Origin of the sequence: Allopseudospirillum japonicum, assembly GCF_900108915.1 — a bacterium.
Classification (GTDB): domain Bacteria; phylum Pseudomonadota; class Gammaproteobacteria; order Pseudomonadales; family Halomonadaceae; genus Pseudospirillum; species Pseudospirillum japonicum.
The window spans coordinates 38,011-60,886 of the sequence record NZ_FNYH01000004.1 but is presented as its reverse complement, the minus strand read 5'-3'; the positions used below and the strand labels follow the sequence as shown (position 1 = coordinate 60,886).

The window sequence follows — 22,876 nt, the reverse complement described above, 5'->3', positions numbered from 1 at the left end:
CTGCCAAACATTAATTTGATATAAATCAAAGATTTAGCCTAGTTATTTTTTTGATCAAGATCAAATAATGAAAATTTATTTTTATTTTTATTCGACCTTAGTCAAAGAAAGCATCTTTTGCGATAGTCAGTATAAATCCTCACATAAATAGGTGATGTATGTTGACTGCCGCAGATCTCCGTCCGATTAGCCACTCAGAAACCTTACTCATTAACGAACGTTCTGGTGCCTTAGCAAGCACACGTACCTTATATCGTTTTGGCTTTGGCGAATCACCGTTCCCTGTACCTCTTTTGCTGCAAGAAGCCTTGAACGCTGCACGTGCAGAAAAATCTTATTTACCTGTGCAGGGTTTACCTGCTTTGCGTGCGCAAGTCGCCGAATTTCATCGTCAACAAGATCAAGTCACTTGGGATGCACAAGGCGTCGTGATTGGTCCTGGGAGTAAACTCCTTATTTACGCGGTACTCGCCTCTTTTGTGCGTGCTCAAGTCTTGCTTGTCTCACCAAGCTGGGTCTCTTATCAGCCACAAGCCGAGCTTGCAGGCTTATCCGTAGCCCGAATCTACACCCAAGCACACGAGCAATGGCGGTTAACGCCTGAAGCTTTAGAGGCTTTTTGTCAACATAGGGAAAATCCGCATCTCCCCTTAATTTTGGTGCTCAATTATCCCAACAATCCCACGGGCGATACTTACACAGGTGAACAGCTTGCCGAATTAGCACAAGTATTACGCCGTCACCAAATCATAGTGATCAGTGATGAAATTTATGGTGTTTTGCACCATCAAGGCGCACACCAATCGCTCGCACGCTTTTATCCTGAGGGGACTTTAGTCACTGGTGGCTTATCCAAGTGGGGTGCTTTAGGTGGTTGGCGCCTAGGTGTTTTGCATATCCCTAAACCTTTACGTGCACATTTGCTGCCACGTATTTTAGGCGTAGCTTCGGAAACCTGGTCGAGCGTGGCAGCCCCCGTGCAATATGCAGCCATCCAAGCCTATGCTTATCCACAAGCTATTGCGGATTTTGTCGCCCAAGAAAGACGCGTGCTCGCGCGTATTGGTCAGCAAAGCGCCGCTATCTTGGCACAAGTTGCCGTAGAAACCCCGCAACCTACCGGAGGATTTTATCTCTTTCCCAATTTTGAGGCATGGCGCACTCAATTGGCGCACGTGGGCGTTTTTACCTCAGCCGATCTGTGTGCTTACTTGCTGGAACAAGCTGGGGTAGTCTTGTTGCCGGCAAGTGCTTTTGGTATGCCCGCTTCCGTATTAGCTGCCCGCCTTGCGTATGTCAATTTTGATGGTCAAGCCGCGCTAGAAGCCGCCTCAGATCAACAAATTGATGTGGTTGCTGCGCCTGTATATGCTGGAATGCAGGCGATTGTAGAGACCTTAAATAAGCTGCTAACGCCAAGGGTTGTCGGTGCTTAAGTGAGCAGACCTAGATAAAAATCAGGTTTTTTCTAAAGACTTTCCCCATTTTGGCACACTCTATGCTTACTTTTTGTGCTAAGTGGTTGCTTCAAAATGGCGCTTACAGGGAATCATTAAACGCTGCGAAGTGGCTCAAGCCTAATACTAGTGCCTTTAATCTTAGCAGCAATCTTAGAGGAAAAAGGCACCTCAACACTTAGGATCTTGCCTGTGGAAAGTCTTTCTCTCGATCAAGTACAAGCAAACGTCAGTGCCCTAACACAAGGCACTGACACCATGTTTATTCTGATTGGCGCCATTTTGGTGCTGGCCATGCACGCAGGCTTTGCCTTCCTTGAGGTGGGAACCGTGCGTCATAAAAACCAGGTCAACGCTTTAGTCAAGATCATGGCAGATTTTGGCATGTCTGCCATGGCGTACTTTTTTGTTGGCTACTGGATTGCTTATGATACGCACTTTTTTCAAAGTGCCAGCTTACTGGCTGAAGGGCATGGCTATGATCTAGTGAAATTCTTCTTCCTTTTAACCTTCGCCGCCGCCATTCCGGCTATTATTTCTGGTGGCGTGGCCGAGCGCGCACGCTTTTATCCTATGCTGATTGCTGCAAGTTTATGTGTGGCCTTAGTGTATCCCTTTTTTGAAGGCTTAGTTTGGAATGGTAATTTCGGCCTACAAGCTTGGTTTAGCGACAACTTTGGTGCCAGCTTCCATGATTTTGCAGGTTCTGTGGTCGTACATGCAGTTGGTGGCTGGATTGCTCTGGCGGCAGTTCTATTATTAGGCAGTCGCAACGGGCGTTATCGTGGTGGCAAGGTAGTGGCTTTCGCACCTTCTAATATTCCCTTTCTGGCCTTAGGCGCTTGGATTTTAACGGTTGGCTGGTTTGGTTTTAATGTCATGTCGGCACAAAGTATTGAAGGCATCAGCGGTTTGGTGGCTGTCAACTCTTTAATGGCAATGGTTGGCGGTGTCCTTGCCTCTATGGTGCTGGGCAAAAACGATCCAGGTTTTATCCATAACGGACCTTTAGCCGGCTTGGTTGCTGTATGTGCTGGTTCAGATGTAATGCACCCTTTAGGTGCTTTAATCACAGGCGGTATTGCTGGTGCTCTCTTTGTACACATGTTTACCCTTGCACAAAACCGCTGGCCTAAACTGGATGATGTTTTGGGGGTCTGGCCTTTACACGGTTTATGTGGTGCTTGGGGTGGAATTGCTGCGGGTATTTTTGCAACACCTGCTTTAGGGGGCCTAGGTGGTTTAAGCCTCAGTGTACAAATTATGGGTACCTTATTAGGCGTTATTTTTGCTTTTGCTGGGGGATATTTTATTTATGCACTGGTCAAAGCGACGATGGGGATTCGTTTATCGGATGAAGAAGAGTTCAATGGTGCAGATTTAAGCATCCATAAAATTGGGGCCAATGCCGACGATTAATACGAACCTATCGCTTTTTTCGAGGTGGCCTTTTGGCTACCTCTGGCATAGCAAGACTGGTATGCTTATCTATTCCGTCGTTTTCCAAAGGTAAGATCACAGTGTCCAAGGCAAAAACCTTCGCTCAATTACAATATCTCCTGCCTCAGCATTTACTCTCACGTACCCTAGGTCAGGTAGCAAGCTGCGAATTTTCTTGGGTAAAAAACCCACTAATCAAGGCTTTTATTAAGCAATATCAAGTTGATATGAGTGAAGCGGCTCGCCCTGAACCTCAAGCCTACACCAGTTTTAATGATTTTTTTATGCGCCAACTGAAAGCCGGCGCGCGTCCGGTGGATGCAGGTGCTCATACCCTAGTTTCCCCTGCTGATGGCGTGATTAGCCAAATAGGCCGGATTGAGGATGGGCGTCTTTTGCAAGCTAAAGGACACGATTTTAGCGTGGAAGCCTTATTAGGCGGTAATCCTGCGGAAGCCCAAACCTATCGCGCTGGCGAATTTGCCACCATTTATCTCTCACCGCGTGATTATCACCGCGTTCATATGCCTTGGGGTGGACGTTTACAGCAAACGCGTTATATTCCAGGGCGTTTATTTTCAGTCAATCAAGCCACGACAGCGCATGTCCCCAGCTTATTTGCACGCAATGAACGCCTTGTCTGTCATTTTGATAGCCCACAAGGGCCCTTTGTGATGGTCTTAGTCGGCGCTATGATTGTCGCCGCGATTGAAACTCCTTGGGCGGGACGCGTGGTACCTGTGAATCAAAGCATCCAAGAAACCCGCTATGCCCAGCAAGAAGTACAAATTATTGATTTACCCAAGGGAGCAGAAATGGGACGTTTTTGCCTAGGCTCGACGGTGATTATGTTATGGCCTGCCAAAGCCCAAGTTCAATGGCAAGCGCATGTACAAGCGGGAACACCTGTACGCATGGGGCAAGCCTTGGCTAGCCTAGGGCAAGGGTAAGCGGACATTGACTTGCAAGCCGCCTAAAGGGCTCGCTTGAAACGCCAGTTCACCTTGATAGCTTTCCACAATGGCTTGGCAAATCGATAACCCCAAGCCATGCCCCGCCCCTGCTTGCTCATCAAGGCGCACACCACGTTGGGTCAACAATGCCAATGAAGCCGCCGCCACCCCCTCCCCGTCATCTTCAATCTGCGCTTGTAGTTGATGCGCCTCTAACGTCCAACTCAGGCGTACTTGCTGGTGTGCATAACGCCATGCGTTATCCAATAAATTACCGAATAACTCCAACATGTCATCGCGATCAAAGGGTAATTGGGTTTTACCTTGTGATGCTAAATTCTGATAAGTAAAGTCTAATGGAGTTTCTCGCATCATTTGCAAAAAATTGACAATATGTAATATTTCCTGATCTGGCATAAAGTATTGCCCTGGATTTGGTGTCCCTGCAATCCGAGCACGCTTTAATTCACGCTCAATTTTATAATGTAATTCTTGGTAAATCGCTTGCAAAAGTTGCGCTTGCTCCTTGCTTTCTAATCCCTGAGAAATATGCGCCAAATGTTGTAAAGGATGTTTAAGCTCGTGCGCTAAATTCCCTAATGCCATTCGTGACCGCTTTATTTGTGCACTTGAAGTTTGTAATAACTGACGAATCGCTTCGACTAAGGGGGTCACTTCTTGCGGTGTATTTTTCGGCAGATCAAAGGTTTCTCCCATACGTTGGGCAGTAATGGCATTTTGTAATGGAGTGAGCCGAGCAAAAGCCCCCAAGATAATTTTCTGCTGCAAACTCACTTGAATTGCCAATACAAACAAAAACACCCCAACCAAGGCTATTTCTAAGATATAAATACTTATTTTTAGCTCGCTAATATCCTCAGCAACCCAGATAGTAAAATGCGTATTATGCTTTTGAATACCTTGCTGTAATACCAGCCAAGTTTGCCCTTGTAATCTGGTATCCAGGTAGTGGGTTTGTTGATCTAAAGGCATTTTATCCAAGGTTAACTGAATATCCCACAAAGAGCGGGAAGAATATTGTACTTGCTCGCTATCAATATAATAATAAGCGCCAGAATGCACTCTATGATAAATCTCATCAATTCCTGCAGTTCTGAGCTGCCAACTTTGTTGCTCGGTTTGATAGACAAGCGCACTGATAAGATTTGCTGCTTGACGCTCTAACCTAGCGAGCACTACGTCTTGCGTGAGTCGATTTAGACCCCAGTGTAAAATGACTAAAAAAATCACCATCAAAGCTAAACTTAGCAAAAAAAGCTGCCGCTTTAATTGCATAGCAAGACTTGGTTGCGCGTTTGCTGGATGATTTAAAAAACTCATTAAGTTTCTTCCTGAAGGTTTTTGACTAAAATATAACCTTGTCCACGCTTAGTTTTAATATGGGCTTTGCCTAACCTCTGCCGTAAGCGATTAATATAGACTTCTATGACATTGCTATCTTTTAAAGCATCCTCCTCATAAATATGTTCACTCAGCTGATTTTTAGAAAGAATTTTACCCGCATTAAGCATCATATAGCGTAATAAGCGAAATTCTTTCCCTGTTAAGGCATGTTGCTTGCCTTGTGTATCTATCACTTCTTGTTGGTGAATATTTAATTCTAAACCCGCCACTTGGAGCCTATTTTGTGCTTGCCCATAATGACGGCGAATTAAACTATGCAAGCGTGCAATTAATTCTGGTGTATAAAAGGGTTTACCTAGATAATCATCTGCACCCGCTTTTAAACCATCCACACGTTCTTGCCAGCTATCCCGTGCGGTTAAGATTAAAATAGGTATCATCATTTTTTGATTTCTTAGATTTGTTAATACCTCTAATCCAGATTTTCCCGGCAAGCCTAGATCCAAAACAATAGCACCAAAGTCTTCTTCTTGGGCTAAAAACTCCCCATCAATTCCATTATCTGCATGTTCAACAGCAAAACCAACTGCTTGTAATTCTGGTTTTAATTGTTTAACTAATAAAAGATCATCTTCAACAAGTAGAATCCGCATCCTTTCACTTCCCTAATCTTCTATTTCTTGATGTAAAACTGTGCCATCTTTGGCATCTAAATAAAATTCACGTACGATACTATCTGTACCTAAAATTTCTAGTTCGTAAACTAGATGGCCATCCTTATATTCAAGTTCTGCATCCAATAAATAACCTGCTAGAGTTTGTGGATGCAAAGCGCGTAGGGTTTCTAAAGGGGTGAGTTTACCTTGTTGAATCCACGTTTGAATCTGGGTGACAGGAATATCATCTGCATACAAGGTCAAACCAGGCCACAAAAGCCCCGCAATAAGATAGAAATAAAAAGCAGGCATGCTTCACCTCTTTAGCAAGATAATAAGCGGTCTATTATAAATTATTTACCTGAAATCAAGCTGAACAGAAGCCAAACCCCTAAAAGGAGATAAAAGTTAGTGATCAAGCTTCATCGAAGATAACCAACCTCCTCCTTCGTAGGAGGGGGAACTTTTCTCTAGGTCGGCAAGTGCTAACACACCCAATACAAGATCAGCAAAGGCGCACCTTATCGCCCTAGCGGGCGATGCGCTATCTATCTCCACCCAAATCGCAAAGCGACACAATGCGACTCTGGATGGAGAACTTCGCGCTTTTCGTTAAAGCAAGAATCTGCATTCCTTTGGGTTAGGCACAAGCTGCTTAGTTTAACGTATGCCAAAGCGTATCAAACTGATTAGCACGTGCTTCGCGACGGGTGCCTAAAGGTTCTAATTCAAATTGATTAAATTCCCCCGGGGAAGCCAGCAAGGCCAGCAAGCGGCTGCGCGAATTGCGCCCTTCGTGTTGAATCATCACTTTATGCCCTGCTTTAAAAGGCAAGGTTGGGGTAATAATGGTCGGTGGTGTGTTAACAACTTTCATCTCTGGCAATAGGAGGCCACGCATATACCCGACATCGCTACCGCTTTTAATCACGGGCTTAACCGCACAAGCAATCGCATGGGGGGCTAATAGCTCGACCCCTACTTGGGTTTGTTCTGTTTCTACATTTTGCCGTACCCAGCGTACCACTCCGATCAGCCAATCTTGGGTATCTTTTTCTTGCAGACCGATCAATTCCCCTGTGATCAAGCGCTCGGGGATTTCTGTCGTCCAAGCTAAACAATAACCGCCTGGGCTGGTATTGACCAGTTGGACCTCGTGTGTTGGGTAACGCGCGCGTTTGTGTGCCTTTTGTTGAGCCTCGTCTGGTTCGGCTTCAAACTCTACTTCTACACCACCTTGCGGCATCATGCGGTTTTCTATATTGGTATCGAAGGCATCGCCCCAAACATCATCTTCAAGGATTTCACCTACTTTGGAAAAACTGCTACCAACACGGCTTTGCGTACTTAAAAAAGGATTGCCTTTTTTCTGAGCACTTAAAGGAGAGGCAGCCTCATCCCCTAATAAATCATTGAGCTCTTGCTCGTGGCCGATATAAAAATGTGCATTGCTTAACCCTAAAGTGACACGAATTTTCCCACGCGCTGGTACACGGTTGTGACTGCGCTTAGTCGGACGACTCCATGCAAACAAAACATGATGTGCTAAACGGCTATTAAAATCTGCCGGTGGATTAAAGCCTTGCGGCGCTGGATGCTGTTCTGGATCGTCCAAATGCTGCGCATAGGCTTGCAGCTGATCAACCAAGGGTTGACAATCCACCCCTAACAAATGCGGACTATTGAGATGCGGCATCAGGGCGCGATATTTGGGCGGCGCATTCCCTGCCAAATCCACCACAAATAAGGCCTGTTCATCTTGGCCACTGAGCAAATGCGTATAGGGTGTCCAAAGCTCTAAACTGCGGTAGATAGTGGCCAAATCATTTTGACGTAATTGATTTGGGCGCGCTGCTGCGAGCAAAAGCACCTGAATATATACATCAGCAATACTAGATTTACTACGATACTGGCGTTCTGTATCCGATAAATATACCTGATCTAGGCGCATTTTACGTGCAAGATAAAAAATCCGGTGCAATTCCATCCACACAAGCGGCGGTGTATCTACATAGAGTTGACACGCCCTTAATACCAAAGCACCTAATTCACTGAGAGCACGATAGCAGGCCAAGGCTAAAATCTTCATCAAAGCGGCTTTGGGTAATTTATCTTTGAGCGCCAGCGTATGCTCGATGACTAATTTATACCCTGTCGCTAGCTCATTTTGTAAAGCTTGGGTTAAATCTGCAATTTGTGCTTCTTGATCTGAGCCTTTAGCAACATTTTGGCTCCCTAACGCCACACTGACGTAATAAATAGGGGAACGCAAAATTTCTAGCATTTGCAAACGCATATTCGGCAGCATGCGCACCTGATTGAGCTCAGTAATGGCCGCATACAGTTGACGTGAGGTTTCCCCCAAATGGGCCATGGGGAGGGCTTTCACCCAGTCGTTCATTGCATCTAACTGGGTCGCACAAAAACTCAGGTGTTTTTGTGTCGGCGTAGGAATTTTTAGTTTTAACCCTGACATGGACTCACGTACACTCCGACAAACTTGGGCTGGTTAAGACTAGGGGGGTTTTGCTGGCACGTTCAGGGATTTCCCGCACCAAACGCGGTACCAGAAATCCCGGCAAGTGCGCTAGCAACTCACTCACTAAGATTTGCGCTTGCTCATCAGGATAATCAAAATGCGCCGCCCCTTGTACCGGATCCAGCGTATGTAAGTAATAAGGTAAAATACCACAAGCAAACAAGGCTTCACTCAAATCAATTTGCGCCTGTAGGCTATCATTGATTCCTGCAAGGAGTACACTTTGATTCAACAAGCTCACACCCAAAGCGCGTAAACGTGCCACCGCTGCTTGCACTTGGGCATCAATTTCTTGTGCATGATTAATATGCAGCACCATCACCACTTGTATAGGTAAATCCGCCAACCAAGCCAAACAAGCCGCGTCAATACGTTGTGGAATCACTACGGGTAAGCGTGTGTGAATTCGTAGACGCTTAACATGAGGAATCTTGGCAATCGCTTGTGTCAAATACGCAAGGCGTGCATCACTGGTTGCTAACGGATCACCACCGCTTAAAATGACCTCATGAATATCAGGACGTTCCTCAATATATTGTAAAGAGGCCTGCCACTGTGCACGGCTTAAGGTATGTTCTTGATAAGGGAAGTGGCGACGGAAACAATAACGACAATTAATGGCACAAGCACCTTGCGTAATCAACAAAACGCGCCCTCGGTATTTGTGAATAATCCCAGCAACTGGCGTATACTCTCGCTCCTGCAAAGGGTCAAGCTGCATTTGTGGCTGAGTGTTGATTTCTTGGATCTGCGGCAGCACTTGCAACAATAAAGGATCATCCAAGCGCCCAACGTGCATTCTTTGCAAAAAGGGTTCAGGCACCAATAAAGGGAAATCTCGGCTAGCGGCTTGGATGTGCGCCGTATCTATCGCAGGCAATTGTAAACGCTGGCATAAAACGTGTGCATCACGAATACTTTGCGCCAGTATTTGCTGCCAGTGGGCTTGAGGTTCTGGCGTTGCAGGCTGTGGCCCTGCTGGTAAATTCGTCGGTTCTAAGTCCACACTCGGCTCAGTTCGCGCTATGATTAGCACCCTTTTCGCTCCTTAAATCCCTGCATAGCGCAGGGGTATTTTTTTGGCTTAACTTTTGAGGTTGATATGGCTAGCTATTCTACCAACGAATTTAAATCCGGTCTTAAAGTCATGCTCGATGGTGATCCCTGCTCCATCTTAGAAAACGAGTTTGTCAAACCTGGCAAAGGCCAAGCCTTTAACCGTGTGCGCTTACGTAATTTAATGACAGGGCGGGTCTGGGAACGTACTTTTAAATCCGGTGAAAGCCTTGAAGGTGCGGATGTGATGGATTTGGAGATGGAATATCTGTATACCGATGGTGAGTTTTGGCATTTTATGAAAACAGATGGCTCTTACGAGCAATTTGCTGCCGATGCCAAAGCTGTCGGTGATTGTACTAAGTGGTTAAAAGAACAGGAAGCCTATACGCTGACATTATGGGATGGCAGCCCAATTAGTGTCACACCGCCGAACTTTGTGGTTTTGGAAGTCACAGAAACCGATCCAGGTGTGAAAGGGGATACGGCACAAGGCGGCTCTAAACCTGCTACTTTATCCACAGGTGCTGTGGTACGTGTTCCCCTATTTGTTAACCAAGGTGATTTGCTGAAAATTGACACCCGCACCGGCGAGTACGTCAGTCGCGCCTAGGCCTAATAAACAATAACAGAGGCCTTTTTGGGGCCTCTGTTATCTTCACAAGACATTTATTAAGATATAGATTAGTACTTATAGCTTTCCGGCTTATAAGGACCTGCAACCTCTACCCCAATATACTGAGCTTGTTCTGGCGTAAGCTGGGTCATCACCCCGTCAAAGCCTTGCACCATATAGCGCGCTACTTCTTCATCTAACTGCTTCGGCAGCAAATCAACACGAATTTGCGTGGCTTTTTCTGCCTCCGGCAAGGCTGCAAATTGGCCTTCATACAGGTGAATTTGTGCCAAAACCTGGTTAGCAAAGGAACCATCCATAATGCGGCTTGGGTGACCTGTCGCATTCCCTAGATTCACCAAACGACCTTCAGAAAGCAGGATTAAGTAATCGTCGCTCGCTTCATTAGCTGGTGTCCCTGCTGGTGCATCTCGATACACCTTGTGTACCTGAGGTTTGACTTCTTCCCATGCCCAGTGTTGACGCATAAAGGCGGTGTCAATTTCATTATCAAAGTGACCAATGTTACAGACCACACAGCCTTTTTTCAGCGCCGCTAGCATGTGTGCATCACAGACATTTTTGTTGCCTGTCGTTGTGACCAGCAAATCCGTTTGGCCGAGCAAATCGGTATTAATGCCTGCTGCAGTGCCTGTGTTGATGCCATTTTTATACGCAGAAACGACTTCATAGCCATCCATACACGCTTGCATGGCACAGATTGGATCAATTTCAGTGACTTTCACAATCATGCCTTCTTGGCGCAAAGAAGCCGCTGAACCCTTACCCACATCTCCATACCCTATGACCAAGGCTTTCTTGCCAGACAGGAGGTGATCTGTGCCCCGCTTGATTGCATCATTTAACGAATGACGGCAACCATATTTGTTGTCGTTTTTCGACTTAGTGACCGCATCATTGACATTGATTGCAGGAATTTTCAAAGTGCCTTGTTTGAGCATGTCCAGCAGACGGTGTACGCCTGTGGTGGTTTCTTCAGAAACCCCATGGATATGCGCTAACATCTGCGGATATTTCTCATGCAGCAATTCGGTTAAATCACCACCGTCATCAAGGATCAAATTAGGCTCCCAGCCTTGGGCATGGCCTAGGGTCTGCTCAATACACCACCAATATTCTTCTTCTGTTTCCCCTTTCCAAGCAAACACAGGAATACCAGCGGCAGCAATCGCGGCAGCAGCATGATCTTGAGTAGAAAAAATGTTACAAGATGACCAACGCACCTCCGCACCCAAAGCGACAAGGGTTTCGATCAAGACGGCGGTTTGAATTGTCATATGGATACAGCCGGCAATACGGGCACCGGCTAAAGGCTGCTGGGCACGGTATTTCTCACGAATCGCCATTAAAGCTGGCATTTCGCTTTCAGCAATACGGATTTCTTTACGGCCCCAGTCAGCTAGGGTGATATCAGCCACTTTATAGTCGCTCATGCTCACAATATCTCCATTCATGGTTAGTGAATGGGCGCCCTTGCTGAGGTCGATCCTAAATGAGCGTGGCGGAAGTCTTCTTCCGTTGCAGCGCCCCTCATTTAGGTGGCAGGGTCTTAAGACCCCAGGCAACTGGGGGAGTTTCCCCAATCTGCCTTAATCACAGGAAATTACAGATTCGCATCTGCCTTTAGGGCATCGGCTTTATCGGTTTTTTCCCATGGGAAGCTAATAAAGGTGTCATTACCTACAGTCATTTCTACAGGCTGACGGCCAAAGTGTCCGTAAGCTGCTGTGGCTTGATACATAGGATGCAACAAATCTAACATACGTGTAATTGCGTAAGGGCGCAGATCAAAGTGCGCACGCGCCAGCTTGATAATCTCGCTGTCGGCAATTTTCCCAGTCCCAAAGGTGTTAATTGAAATCGAGGTTGGCTCAGCCACACCGATAGCATAAGACACTTGGATTTCACAGCGATCTGCCAAACCTGCCGCTACAATATTTTTAGCCACGTAACGACCTGCATAAGCCGCTGAACGATCAACTTTAGAAGGATCCTTACCAGAGAAAGCCCCCCCACCGTGACGTGCCATACCACCGTAGGTATCTACGATAATTTTACGTCCTGTCAGACCACAATCCCCAACAGGGCCACCAATCACAAATTTACCTGTTGGATTAATATGGAAACGGGTGTCTTTCGTCAATAAATGTGCTGGCAACTCATGTTTTACAATCAGTTCCATCACAGCTTCTTCAAGGTCTTTTTGCGAGACTTCTGGATTATGCTGCGTCGATAACACCACAGCATCAATCCCAACCACTTGGCCATTCTCATAACGGCAGGTCACTTGGGATTTAGCATCTGGACGCAACCAAGGTAATAAACCGGATTTGCGGGCTTCTGCTTGACGCTCAACCAAACGGTGCGCATAGCAAACCGGTGCTGGCATCAAAACGTCGGTTTCATTGCTGGCATAACCAAACATCAAACCTTGGTCACCTGCCCCTTGGTCTTCAGGCTTTTGACGGTCTACCCCTTGGGCAATATCAACAGACTGCTTACCAATAATATTGATCACGCCACAAGTTTCACCATCAAAACCTACGCTAGAAGAGGTATAGCCAATATCACAGATGACTTTACGTACTAGGTCTTCTAGGTCAATCCACGCTGAGGTGCTGATCTCACCCGCAACAATGGCAACACCCGTTTTTACCATAGTTTCACAGGCCACACGGGCATGCTTATCTTCAGCAATAATGGCATCTAATACGGCGTCAGAAATTTGGTCCGCAATCTTGTCCGGATGGCCTTCAGAAACAGACTCAGAGGTAAAGAGGGAATATTCGCTCATAGTTACCGATCACCCTAATATCATCAAAGCGGGTTAGAAGAAACCTCAAGCCTAAGGCTTACAGGCATAAAAAAATCACCTGCATTTGCAGAGAGATTTTTTGCAACATTAGCAAAGTTAACACCCACAAGTGTACCTTGTGTATGTGCAAGATGCATTGCAAAATTTATGTGGCTTCCTGTCGATTCCAGCAAGCTGCATACGTTTGCAAAACTTTATCCAAAACCTTGCTTGGGTCAAACCTTAGCCACTTCAAGGCATTTGCCGCTACAAGAAACGCTTTAAACACAAAAAATAACAGGGTATCTTGAAAGCGCTTTATTTTTCCATTTCTTTTAAGCTGTACGCCATCTTTTCCATATTGGGGATTTTCATTTAGGAGACCTCTTATGTCCTTGTCTGACACCTCGCCAAGTGGTGCGGCTAAGAAACAAGATAGCCCACCACGCGCAGGGACCAGCGCGCAAAAATGGGTTTGGCATGCCTTTGCCAAAAGCGCCCTCGTGCCTTTGGTGTTAGTAGAAACAGTGCTGATTGCCGTGTATCTGCTGACTAACGCGACGATACGTGATGCCAATATTGATTACTTACGTACGCAAGCAGATCATGAATTGACAGTTTCTGCATAACGTGAAGCACGTATCGTACGGGAGCAACTACTTGCTGTCGCTGAATTGACAGAAATTTACCGTAGAGAAACCCAAAAAGCGCTTTTAGATACGGATTTCAAACCAGCACCAGAAGAAATCCAACGCCGTGCATTAAATGAACAGGGCGTCTTCTATACCACAGAAGACAATGGCAAAGCGGCCTCTTTTTATTCCGGATTTACCCCAGCATCCGAACAAGATCATGATAAAGTATTTCGGTTATCCCAAACGGATAACTTAATGAAAGCCATTCATGATGCCAATCCCTTGGTAACCTCGATTTATTTTAATACTTGGGATTCTTACAACCATATTTATCCATTTTTCGATACTCCCTCACAATATCCAGCCGATATGGATATTCCGCAATACAACTTTTATTACGATGCCGATGCGGTACATAACCCAGAACGCAAAGTAGTCTGGACGGATGTTTATATTGATCCTGCGGGCCAAGGTTGGATGACCTCTGCCATTGCGCCTGTCTATCGTGGTAACTTCCTTGAAGGTGTGGTGGGCTTAGATATTACCGTGCAAACCATTATCCAAAATATTCAAAACCTGAATATTCCTTGGGAAGGTTATGCCATTTTGCTCAACGGCAGCGGCAACATTATGGCCTTACCACCTCAGGGTGAAAAAGATTTTGGCTTAAGCGAGTTAACACAACATTCTTATCAAGAAGCCATCCGCCAAGAAAGTTTTAAACCTGATCAATTCAACTTGTATAAGCGCCAAGATACGCAAGCCTTAGGGGAACAAATGCGTACCCAAGGCGCTGGGCATTTTGAACTATTGCTCAATGGAGAAAGCAAACTCGTCGCTTGGGAGACCATCCCTGAAACCCGCTGGAAGCTGGTGACTATCGTGGCAGAACAAGCCGTTTATAGTAAAGCCAATGAGCTAGCCACCCGTTTTACCCAAATTGGTTACTTACTGATTACCGGTTTAGTCGTCTTCTATTTGGTCTTCTTTGCTTATATGTGGCGTCGTTCTAAAAGTATGAGCCGCATGATTTCGCAACCCTTGGAAGCCTTACAACAGATGGTACAGGCCATAGGGATAGGGAATTATTACCAAACCGCACCTAAGGTCAGCATCCACGAATTACAAGATACAGGGGATGCGATCAGCCAAATGGGGCATGAGCTGGGTCATACAGCGGAAGCTTTGCAAATCAGTGAAAATCGTCTGCAACTAGCTTTAGAAAGCACCACAGATACCCTGTGGGATTTGGATATTCCCCAACAGCGTCTCTTTATCAACCACCTCATGCGTGAGAAACTTGGCGTCAAAGAGTCGCAGGAGTATATCGAGCTTTCCACGCTAGATGCCCTGATTCACCCTGATGATTTGCGTGATGTTCAGCAAATGCGCGCCTTTGTCGTTAAGGGTGATGTGGATCTTTTTGAGGCAGAATATCGGATTAAAAACGCCCAAGATCAATGGATCTGGTTGCAATCGCGCGGTAAGATCGTTGAGCATGATGCACAAGGCCAACCTAAACGCCTTGTTGGTACCTATGTTGATATTAGTGCACGCAAAGAGGCAGAAACCCAACTACGCTTGGCCAAGGAAACGGCAGACGCAGCAAACCGTGCCAAAAGCCAATTCCTCTCGAGTATCAGCCATGAGTTACGCACCCCTTTAAATGCCATTTTAGGTTTTGGGCAGCTACTCAAAGCCGATGTAAGCTTGCCTGATAGCGAGCGTGGCGAATATGTGGGTGAAATTCTCAGTGCTGGTGATCACCTTTTGCATCTGATTGATGACATTCTGGATTTATCCCGCATTGAATCTAACCGCATGTCCTTATCCATCGAGCCAGTGGATGCCGTTCAGGTGGCCAGACAATGTACCGAAATGGTACGCACCTTGGCGCAACAACATAAAGTCGGGGTCCAAGGACGCTGGCCAGAACAAAGCTATATGGTCCAAGCTGACCATATTCGATTACGCCAAGTGATCTTAAACCTCTTATCCAACGCGATTAAATACAATCGGGAACGCGGTGAGGTGTTTGTTTTTGTCGAACAAAAAGATCAGCGGTTACGAATTAGCGTGCAGGATACCGGGCCAGGGATTAGCTTGGAACAGCAAGCAGAACTCTTTAAACCCTTTAATCGCCTAGGCTACGAATCTTCTAATGTGAAAGGAACTGGGATTGGTTTAACTATTTCTCGCCAACTGGTCACCTTGATGGAAGGGGAAATCAACTTTGTCAGCCAGCCAGGTTTAGGCTCTACCTTCTGGGTTGAGTTACCCCTCAGCGGTGATAAAGATTTAGCTAATTTGCGTGCACTTGAACGCGTGCAAACGACTGCCAACGCAGAGGTTGCCCAGAGTGCTAATATTGGCCGTGCCCTAGGTGAGACAGTGCCACGCCCGCAATTAGATCCAGAACAGTTACGTAAAGAACGTAGCGCTGCCGCTTCACCAAGTATCGCAACACCTCCCCCCACAACAGCTAAAGTGACAACCGAGCCGCAAGCCCCTAGAGCGCCTAAACAAGTGCTGTATGTGGAAGATAATCCCGCGAACATGCGTTTAATTCAGCATGTTGTCGGTATGATCGAAGGTTGCATGTTGTTAAGCTCAGATAATGCGGAAGAAGGCCTAGTCTTGGCACAAGAACAACATCCAGATCTGATTATTCTGGATATTAACTTGCCGGGGATGGATGGTTATCAAGCCTTAGAAATCCTCAAACAGGACGCGCGTACCTCAAGCATTCCTGTGATTGCACTGACTGCCAACGCCATGGAACATGACATCGAGCGTGGTATGGCCGCAGGCTTTATGGCTTACCACACTAAACCCATTGATGTGCCCAAAATGGTGAATGTGATCAAGGAGATCGTCAACGTTTAAACAGGATCAAGACAAAAACACCAGCTAGTCACTGCTAGCTGGTGTTTTTTTGTCGTTAATTTTTGCGTGCTACAGATAAATGTGCGATAGCTTCTAACTGGGTTTTATAGGTAGAAGCAGGCAGCACCTTGAGCACTGCAATTGCCTCATCTGCTAAGCGCTCCGCTGTTTGCTGTGTATAAGCCAAGGCTCCAGTGCGCTCAATAATCGCCATGATTTGTGGTAAGTATTGCAAACCGCCTTCACCTAGCGCGGTACGGATTAAAGCCTGCTCCTCCTCTGTGCCCACACTTAAAGCATAGATCAAGGGTAAGGTGGGTTTACCTTCGGCCAAATCATCACCGACATTTTTCCCCATAGTGGCCGCTTCGCCCTGATAATCCAGCAAATCATCAATCACTTGAAAGGCCATCCCTACCTTGCGTCCATAGATTTGCAAAGCCTCTTCTTGTTCCGGCGTGGCTTGCGCCAACACAGCCGCACTTTGCGCAGCCGCCTCAAATAACATGGCGGTTTTGCCATGAATCACTTGCATATAGGCCGCTTCATCAATATCTGCGTTACCAATATTTAATAGCTGGAGGACTTCCCCTTCAGCAATCACGCACGTCGCTGCGGAGAGGATTTCCATCACCCGCATACTCCCTACCTTCACCATCATCTCAAACGAGCGTGAATATAAGAAATCACCAACTAAAACACTGGCTTGATTTCCCCATTGGGTATTGGCCGTGGGGCGGCCACGTCTTAATGTAGATTCATCGACCACATCATCATGCAGTAAGGTGGAAGTATGCATATACTCGATCAGAGCCGCTAACAGGATATGCTTATCCCCTTGATAACCAAGGGCATGGGCACCCAGCAACGCAATAAGCGGGCGCAAACGTTTGCCGCCACTTTGAATAATATACTCACCAATTTTTTCCACTAGGGGAACATCTGAATTGAGGTGTGCATAAATACTTTGGTTCACTGCAGCGAACTGAGTGGCAACAACTGCATGAATTTCAGAGGCAGGCACAGAAGAAGATGACGACATAAATACGCCCTAGGTCAGCAAACGAAGAATGGCAGGCATCCTATGCAGCCCCTTGGGGGGTGTCAAGCCTTGCACTTGGGCAAACAAAACCAAGACAGAAACACTTGTGCCCTAGCGGTAGATTGCCTAGAATATGCCTCCTTCTTACTTACCGGCTCCCAGTTGCGATGGTTGCCAAAGCGCCTCCAGTCAAACCTGGTTGTAAGTAGCCCCAAGTGCTAAGTAAGATTCCTTTTCTATCTGGAGTAAATTTCATGTACGCAGTGATCAAAAGCGGCGGCAAACAGTATCGTGTTCAAGAAGGTCAAGTACTCAAGCTAGAAAAGCTTGAAGTGCCTACAGGCGAGAGCTTAGATTTTGACCAAGTCCTGCTTTTAGGTTCTGATGACGAAATTAAAGTAGGTGCCCCTTTGGTTGAAGGCGCTAAAGTGACTGCAGAAGTCCTTGAGCATGGCCGTGGCGACAAAGTGACTATCATCAAATTCCGTCGTCGTAAGCACCACATGAAGCGTCAAGGTCACCGTCAGTGGTACACTGAGGTACGTATTACCGGTATTAACGGTTAATTCCTTCCCCATTCCTTGGCGGATATCCTATTAATTTTTGCACCTACTGCGTTTTTGTTGATCAAGTAGTAGGGCACGTGAGGAGTAAGCAATGGCTCACAAGAAAGCTGGTGGTAGTACCCGTAACGGTCGCGATTCCGAAAGTAAACGCTTAGGTGTGAAACTCTTTGGTGGCCAAGCTGCAAAGGCTGGTAACATTATCGTGCGTCAACGTGGTACTAAATTCCACGCTGGCACCAACGTAGGTGTAGGCAAAGATTACACTTTATTTGCCAAAGCAGATGGCGTGATCAAATTTGAAGTTAAAGGCCCTAAAAGCCGCAAATTTGTTAGTGTTGTCCCTGCCTAAGCAGAGATAAGCTGGCCTTAACTGGCACGTTTTGTTTCTTAAACCCCGCAGTATTGCGGGGTTTTTTGTCTGTGTATGACCTACCCAAACCTATCACAAGCATATCCAGCGAATCTAGGCTTGTGCTAGAATGCCAATAACTTTGTCTGTAACCTTGCCTCATGTGTCTTTTTGGTCTTCTATCTCACCCATGCACCCTTACTGATGATTTTGGCAGGTCTGCAATACATCCACAGGCATACTGTCTTTCTCTATCGTGATGACAACCGAGTTAACCTAATTATGCAATTTCTTGATGAAGCCCGTATCCGTGTGCAAGCTGGCAAAGGAGGCAACGGCTGTTTAAGCTTCCGCCGCGAAAAATATGTCGAAAGAGGCGGCCCAGATGGTGGTGATGGTGGCCACGGTGGCAGCGTTTATTTAGTAGGCGATGATGCACTCAATACCCTAATTGATTTCCGCTATCAAAAATTTTACCAAGCCGAAAGCGGGCAGCCAGGTCAAGGGCGGCAAATGTCTGGCAAAGCAGGCAAGGATTTAGAAATCAAGGTACCTGTCGGCACCACGATTGTTGACGAAGAGACCTTAGAAGTGATCGGCGATATCACCGCGATTGGCGAACGCTTGTTAGTCGCGCAAGGCGGACGCCGTGGTTTAGGAAACGTGCACTTTAAATCCAGCGTCAACCGTGCGCCTAGACGGACGACCAAGGGCACACCAGGTGAAGAAAGACGCTTACACCTTGAAATGAAGGTCATGGCAGATGTAGGCCTTTTAGGTTTACCCAATGCGGGCAAATCAACCCTGATACGCTCGGTTTCCGCAGCTAAACCCAAGGTCGCTGATTACCCTTTTACGACCTTGGTGCCTAATTTAGGTGTCGTCAAACTTGGTGAATTTCAGCACTTTGTGATGGCAGATATTCCTGGGTTAATTCAAGGCGCGTCTGAAGGGGCAGGGCTTGGGTTTAAATTCCTGCGTCATTTAAGCCGTTGTCGTTTATTACTGCATGTGCTTGATGTAATGCCCGTGGATGAAAGCGATCCTTTAGACAACTTCCATGCAATTGAAGCTGAACTTGCCGCCTATAGTCCGACCTTATTTGAGCGACCACGCTGGCTGGTTCTCAACAAGCTTGATTTAATCAGTGATGAGCAAGCGCAAGCCTTTAGTGCGCAACTAGCAGAGCGCCTCGAATGGGAAGAGCCTCTTTTTAGCATTTCTGCGATTAGCGGTGCAGGCACAGCTGCACTTACCCAAGCAATTATGCGTTGGTTAAATGAACAACGTGCTCAAGAAGCAGAAAATCCTGAGATTGCCGAATATGAAGCGCAAATCCGTGCAGCGATTGAAGCCGAATCGGTTGCCCGTGTTGAAGCCCATCTGCATAAACTGGCACGCCTACATCCACATGCACACACCGCGCCGCCTATCAGTGCGACCCAAACCAGCACAGGCACCACGGAAGCTGTGGAGGATGAAGATTGGGATGATCCAGACTATGACGACGATGATTATGATGTTGAAGTTGAATATGTCCGTTAGTTTATAACGCTTAAGGATACTAAGGTGGCACAGCAACAACGTGATGCATTAATTCAAGCACGCCGGATTGTGATCAAAATCGGTAGTGCTTTGTTGACCAATGACGGCCAAGGACTAGATAGACGCGCCATTGCTGCTTGGGTTGAGCAAATTGCCCATCTGTGTCAAGGGCCACAAGCACGCGAAGTGATTCTCGTGTCCTCGGGTTCTGTGGCAGAAGGCTTGGTGCGTTTGGGCTGGCGCACTCGACCGAGTGCCGTCCACGAACTACAGGCGGCCGCGGCTGTGGGGCAAATGGGCTTAGTGCAAACTTGGGAAAGCGCGTTTCAACAACACGGGATTCGTACCGCACAAATTTTGCTCACCCATGACGATTTATCGAATCGGCGCCGTTATTTAAACGCACGTAGTGCTTTGCGCACTTTAGTGGAGCTCAAAGTCATCCCCATCATCAATGAGAATGACACTGTCGTTACCGACGAAATTCGCTTTGGTGATAATGACACCCTAGGTGCTCTGGTCGCCAATCTGTTAGAAGCGGATGCGTTACTGATTCTCACCGATCAGGAAGGCGTGTTCGATGCAGATCCTCGACATCATGCACACGCACAGTTAATTGAGCAAGCCCGCGCAGATGACCCGCAACTGCTACAAGTTGCTGGTGATGGCGGTGCCTTAGGCCGTGGTGGCATGATCACTAAGATACGTGCGGCACGCTTAGCGGCACGTTCAGGGGCAGTGACTTTAATTGCCAGTGGCCGCCAACCGCAAGTGTTAGCACGTGCTTTAGCAGGTGAACACCTTGGTACCCTACTCTTACCTGATCATGAGCCTATGGCTGCACGCAAACGCTGGCTTGCAGGGCATTTACAGGTGCGTGGCACCCTGACATTAGATGCAGGTGCTGTACGTGTATTGCGTGATTCTGGACGCAGCTTACTTCCTGTTGGTGTGCGTCAATTACAGGGCGATTTTCGCCGTGGGGATATGGTGCTGTGTGTCGCGGAAGATGGTGAGCGCATTGCCAAGGGTCTTGTCAATTATGATGCTGAAGATGCGCGTAAATTACTGGGACAGCCGAGTCAAAATATCCAAAACCTGCTCGGTTATATGGAATCACCTGAGTTAATCCATCGCGATAATTTGGTATTAATTGGTTAGCAAAGGCGTTGAAAGAGAAGCCTAGCTGGCTTCTCTTATCTAGCTATTTACTGTGCTCTTTTACTGCGTTCTTCATCTCTCAGTTGGCGACGCAAAATCTTACCCACGACACTTTTAGGCAGTTCATTGCGAAACTCGACGAATTTAGGCACCTTGTACGCAGTCAAGTGCTCTCGGCAATAAGTACGGACATCTTCAACATTCAGATGCGGGTTACGTGCCACCACAAAAATTTTAATCGCCTCCCCACTTTTCGCATCCAGTACGCCAATCGCTGCCGCTTCAATAATATCTGGATGCTCAGTGACGACATCTTCAATTTCATTGGGGTACACATTAAACCCAGAGACGTTAATCATATCTTTTTTGCGATCAACAATACGCAGGAAACCATCTTCTTGCAAAATGGCAATATCGCCTGTGTGTAACCAATGTTCCTGATCTAAGATCGCTTGTGTCTCCTGCGGCCGGTTCCAATAACCCTGCATCACCTGTGGCCCACGGACACAGAGTTCGCCAGGTACCCCTTTAGGTATCTTGTGTCCTGTTGAGTCAATAATTTTTACCTCAGTGGCAGGCACAGGCCGCCCAATCGAACCGGTTTGAATCGCATTGGGTGGATTAAAGGTCACAATCGGGGCCGTTTCTGTCATGCCATAACCTTCAGCAATTGCACAACCAGTTAAGGCTTGCCATTCTTCTGCAGTGGCATGGGTTAACGCCATCCCCCCAGAAATCGTGAGCTTCAGTGCAGAGAAATCTACTTCACGGAAGCTTGCTTGATTTAACAAGGCCACAAATAAGGTATTCAAGCCGACAAAGCCGCTAAAGCGTATTTTTTTTAAAGTGCGAATAAAAGCAGGGATATCTCTTGGGTTAGGAATCAACACACTGTGATTGCCCAGATCCACCAAGACCATACAATTCACTGTGAAGGTATAAATATGATACATGGGCAAAGGTGCAATCACGGTTTCTTGCCCTTCTTCTAAGATCTGTGTAATCACAGCACGCGCTTGCAACATATTCGCGACTAGATTGGCATGGGTGAGCATAGCGCCTTTAGCCACGCCCGTTGTCCCGCCTGTGTATTGCAACACAGCCAACTGATCAAGCTGGAAGGTTAGCGGATGCACTTGATGACGCTTCCCTACTGCTAATGCATGTTTTAAACGCACAGCTTGCGGCAGATGATAGGCAGGCACTTGTTTTTTGAGATATTTGACCGCGGCATTCAACGCATAACCTTGCCACCAAGGATGTAAATCCGCAATTTCTGTAATAATGATGTGTTTGATATTGGTTGCGGGAAGTATTTTTTGTACAAGATGGGCCATATTGGCCAATACCACTAGAGCCTTAGCGCCAGAGTCGTCAAACTGATGCTGCATTTCACGTTCTGTATACAAAGGATTGGTATTGACCACCACCAAACCCGCGCGTAAAGCACCAAAAACAACAATCGGATATTGCAAACAGTTCGGAAGCTGGATAGCAATCCTATCGCCTGGATCTAGATCTGTTTCAAACTGCAAATACGCCGCAAAAGCGCGACTATAAGCCTCTAATGCTTGGTAAGTCAGCGTATGCCCTAAGCACGTAAAAGCAGGCTGCTGGGGAAAGCGTTGGCAAGCACGATCAAACACATCTAACACTGAGGTGTAAGGTGTAAAATCTAAAGTCTCGCTTGCAGTAAGATGCGCATCAGATAGTAAAGAATTCATAAAGCCTCCTTTGAAGTGGGCGAGATCCCAACTTCTTTTTTGTTATTGTGATTTTGGCTTAACGAGCAACT

19 protein-coding genes and 1 riboswitch are annotated in these 22,876 nt (G+C 46.7%); of the genes, 10 read left to right on the top strand and 9 right to left on the bottom strand.

What is annotated here, in order from left to right; translation table 11 throughout:
- Positions 1 to 158: 158 nt before the first annotated feature.
- The 3 genes from BMX05_RS05305 (at position 159) to asd (ending at position 3,847) form a co-directional block, all read left to right on the top strand.
- Positions 159 to 1,436, top strand: coding sequence for a pyridoxal phosphate-dependent aminotransferase (locus BMX05_RS05305; RefSeq protein WP_093308931.1), 1,278 nt, complete (start codon positions 159 to 161; stop codon positions 1,434 to 1,436).
- Between the two features lie 279 nt (positions 1,437 to 1,715).
- Positions 1,716 to 2,876 (top strand): ammonium transporter, encoded by a 1,161-nt coding sequence (locus tag BMX05_RS05300; RefSeq protein ID WP_093309065.1) that lies wholly within the window; start codon positions 1,716 to 1,718, stop codon positions 2,874 to 2,876.
- Positions 2,877 to 2,977: 101 nt separating this feature from the next.
- Positions 2,978 to 3,847 (top strand): archaetidylserine decarboxylase, encoded by an 870-nt coding sequence (gene asd, locus BMX05_RS05295; protein ID WP_093308930.1) that lies wholly within the window; start codon positions 2,978 to 2,980, stop codon positions 3,845 to 3,847.
- Here asd and BMX05_RS05290 read toward each other — a convergent pair.
- From BMX05_RS05290 to epmB, 5 genes are all read right to left on the bottom strand, one after another.
- A complete protein-coding gene (locus BMX05_RS05290; protein WP_093308929.1) occupies positions 3,833 to 5,191 on the bottom strand; it encodes a sensor histidine kinase in 1,359 nt (452 codons plus the stop codon). The two genes, asd and BMX05_RS05290, sit on opposite strands and share 15 nt — an antisense overlap.
- On the bottom strand, positions 5,191 to 5,868 hold the full coding sequence (locus BMX05_RS05285; protein WP_093308928.1) for a response regulator: 678 nt from the start codon (positions 5,866 to 5,868) through the stop codon (positions 5,191 to 5,193). The genes BMX05_RS05290 and BMX05_RS05285 overlap by 1 nt, the downstream gene beginning before the upstream one ends.
- Positions 5,869 to 5,880: 12 nt before the next feature.
- Positions 5,881 to 6,183 carry a PepSY domain-containing protein gene (locus tag BMX05_RS05280; RefSeq protein ID WP_093308927.1) on the bottom strand — a complete coding sequence of 101 codons (303 nt, stop codon included), beginning with the start codon at positions 6,181 to 6,183 and terminating at the stop codon, positions 5,881 to 5,883.
- 343 nt (positions 6,184 to 6,526) lie between these two features.
- Positions 6,527 to 8,347, bottom strand: a complete 1,821-nt coding sequence (locus tag BMX05_RS05275) for a hypothetical protein (RefSeq protein ID WP_093308926.1) — start codon at positions 8,345 to 8,347, stop codon at positions 6,527 to 6,529.
- 4 nt (positions 8,348 to 8,351) lie between these two features.
- Complete coding sequence (epmB, locus tag BMX05_RS05270; RefSeq protein ID WP_317622217.1) at positions 8,352 to 9,446, bottom strand: EF-P beta-lysylation protein EpmB; 1,095 nt, start codon at positions 9,444 to 9,446, stop codon at positions 8,352 to 8,354.
- Between the two features lie 66 nt (positions 9,447 to 9,512).
- On the opposite strand from epmB, the gene efp reads away from it, so the two are divergent.
- Positions 9,513 to 10,079 carry an elongation factor P gene (efp, locus tag BMX05_RS05265; RefSeq protein ID WP_093308925.1) on the top strand — a complete coding sequence of 189 codons (567 nt, stop codon included), beginning with the start codon at positions 9,513 to 9,515 and terminating at the stop codon, positions 10,077 to 10,079.
- Between the two features lie 71 nt (positions 10,080 to 10,150).
- Here efp and ahcY read toward each other — a convergent pair whose 3' ends face one another.
- Entirely contained in the window at positions 10,151 to 11,536 is a 1,386-nt protein-coding gene (gene ahcY, locus BMX05_RS05260) for an adenosylhomocysteinase (protein WP_245710440.1), read from the bottom strand.
- A 25-nt stretch (positions 11,537 to 11,561) separates the two neighbouring features.
- Positions 11,562 to 11,641, bottom strand: a riboswitch (S-adenosyl-L-homocysteine riboswitch).
- 65 nt (positions 11,642 to 11,706) lie between these two features.
- On the bottom strand, positions 11,707 to 12,897 hold the full coding sequence (gene metK, locus BMX05_RS05255) for a methionine adenosyltransferase (RefSeq protein WP_093308923.1): 1,191 nt from the start codon (positions 12,895 to 12,897) through the stop codon (positions 11,707 to 11,709).
- Positions 12,898 to 13,286: 389 nt separating this feature from the next.
- Here metK and BMX05_RS05250 point away from each other — a divergent pair, with 389 nt between their 5' ends.
- Positions 13,287 to 13,526: a hypothetical protein gene (locus BMX05_RS05250; RefSeq protein WP_093308922.1), complete on the top strand. Its 240-nt coding sequence runs from the start codon at positions 13,287 to 13,289 to the stop codon at positions 13,524 to 13,526.
- 45 nt (positions 13,527 to 13,571) lie between these two features.
- Complete coding sequence (locus tag BMX05_RS05245) at positions 13,572 to 16,418, top strand: hybrid sensor histidine kinase/response regulator (RefSeq protein ID WP_093308921.1); 2,847 nt, start codon at positions 13,572 to 13,574, stop codon at positions 16,416 to 16,418.
- A gap of 55 nt (positions 16,419 to 16,473) precedes the next feature.
- Here the strand turns inward: BMX05_RS05245 and ispB are convergent, their stop codons facing one another.
- On the bottom strand, positions 16,474 to 17,460 hold the full coding sequence (gene ispB, locus BMX05_RS05240) for an octaprenyl diphosphate synthase (protein ID WP_093308920.1): 987 nt from the start codon (positions 17,458 to 17,460) through the stop codon (positions 16,474 to 16,476).
- A gap of 254 nt (positions 17,461 to 17,714) precedes the next feature.
- Here ispB and rplU point away from each other — a divergent pair, with 254 nt between their 5' ends.
- The 4 genes from rplU to proB all read left to right on the top strand — a co-directional run bounded on the left by rplU (position 17,715) and on the right by proB (position 21,081).
- A complete protein-coding gene (gene rplU, locus BMX05_RS05235) occupies positions 17,715 to 18,026 on the top strand; it encodes a 50S ribosomal protein L21 (protein WP_093308919.1) in 312 nt (103 codons plus the stop codon).
- Positions 18,027 to 18,117: 91 nt separating this feature from the next.
- Complete coding sequence (rpmA, locus tag BMX05_RS05230) at positions 18,118 to 18,375, top strand: 50S ribosomal protein L27 (protein ID WP_093308918.1); 258 nt, start codon at positions 18,118 to 18,120, stop codon at positions 18,373 to 18,375.
- A gap of 282 nt (positions 18,376 to 18,657) precedes the next feature.
- Complete coding sequence (gene cgtA, locus BMX05_RS05225; protein WP_093308917.1) at positions 18,658 to 19,920, top strand: Obg family GTPase CgtA; 1,263 nt, start codon at positions 18,658 to 18,660, stop codon at positions 19,918 to 19,920.
- A 24-nt stretch (positions 19,921 to 19,944) separates the two neighbouring features.
- Positions 19,945 to 21,081 carry a glutamate 5-kinase gene (proB, locus tag BMX05_RS05220; RefSeq protein WP_093308916.1) on the top strand — a complete coding sequence of 379 codons (1,137 nt, stop codon included), beginning with the start codon at positions 19,945 to 19,947 and terminating at the stop codon, positions 21,079 to 21,081.
- 47 nt (positions 21,082 to 21,128) lie between these two features.
- Here the strand turns inward: proB and BMX05_RS05215 are convergent, their stop codons facing one another.
- A complete protein-coding gene (locus tag BMX05_RS05215) occupies positions 21,129 to 22,805 on the bottom strand; it encodes an AMP-binding protein (RefSeq protein WP_093308915.1) in 1,677 nt (558 codons plus the stop codon).
- Positions 22,806 to 22,876: the final 71 nt, after the last annotated feature.

Excerpts from the sequence above, each read along its gene's own strand:
- ispB (WP_093308920.1), bottom strand. The coding sequence starts at position 17,460 with ATGTCGTCATCTTCTTCTGTGCCTGCCTCTGAAATTCATGCAGTTGTT.
- ahcY (WP_245710440.1), bottom strand. The coding sequence starts at position 11,536 with ATGAGCGACTATAAAGTGGCTGATATCACCCTAGCTGACTGGGGCCGT.
- metK (WP_093308923.1), bottom strand. The coding sequence starts at position 12,897 with ATGAGCGAATATTCCCTCTTTACCTCTGAGTCTGTTTCTGAAGGCCAT.
- BMX05_RS05280 (WP_093308927.1), bottom strand. The coding sequence starts at position 6,183 with ATGCCTGCTTTTTATTTCTATCTTATTGCGGGGCTTTTGTGGCCTGGT.
- rplU (WP_093308919.1), top strand. The coding sequence starts at position 17,715 with ATGTACGCAGTGATCAAAAGCGGCGGCAAACAGTATCGTGTTCAAGAA.
- BMX05_RS05250 (WP_093308922.1), top strand. The coding sequence starts at position 13,287 with ATGTCCTTGTCTGACACCTCGCCAAGTGGTGCGGCTAAGAAACAAGAT.
- rpmA (WP_093308918.1), top strand. The coding sequence starts at position 18,118 with ATGGCTCACAAGAAAGCTGGTGGTAGTACCCGTAACGGTCGCGATTCC.
- BMX05_RS05290 (WP_093308929.1), bottom strand. The coding sequence starts at position 5,191 with ATGAGTTTTTTAAATCATCCAGCAAACGCGCAACCAAGTCTTGCTATG.
- BMX05_RS05300 (WP_093309065.1), top strand. The coding sequence starts at position 1,716 with ATGTTTATTCTGATTGGCGCCATTTTGGTGCTGGCCATGCACGCAGGC.
- cgtA (WP_093308917.1), top strand. The coding sequence starts at position 18,658 with ATGCAATTTCTTGATGAAGCCCGTATCCGTGTGCAAGCTGGCAAAGGA.
- BMX05_RS05285 (WP_093308928.1), bottom strand. The coding sequence starts at position 5,868 with ATGCGGATTCTACTTGTTGAAGATGATCTTTTATTAGTTAAACAATTA.
- BMX05_RS05305 (WP_093308931.1), top strand. The coding sequence starts at position 159 with ATGTTGACTGCCGCAGATCTCCGTCCGATTAGCCACTCAGAAACCTTA.
- BMX05_RS05275 (WP_093308926.1), bottom strand. The coding sequence starts at position 8,347 with ATGTCAGGGTTAAAACTAAAAATTCCTACGCCGACACAAAAACACCTG.
- BMX05_RS05215 (WP_093308915.1), bottom strand. The coding sequence starts at position 22,805 with ATGAATTCTTTACTATCTGATGCGCATCTTACTGCAAGCGAGACTTTA.
- efp (WP_093308925.1), top strand. The coding sequence starts at position 9,513 with ATGGCTAGCTATTCTACCAACGAATTTAAATCCGGTCTTAAAGTCATG.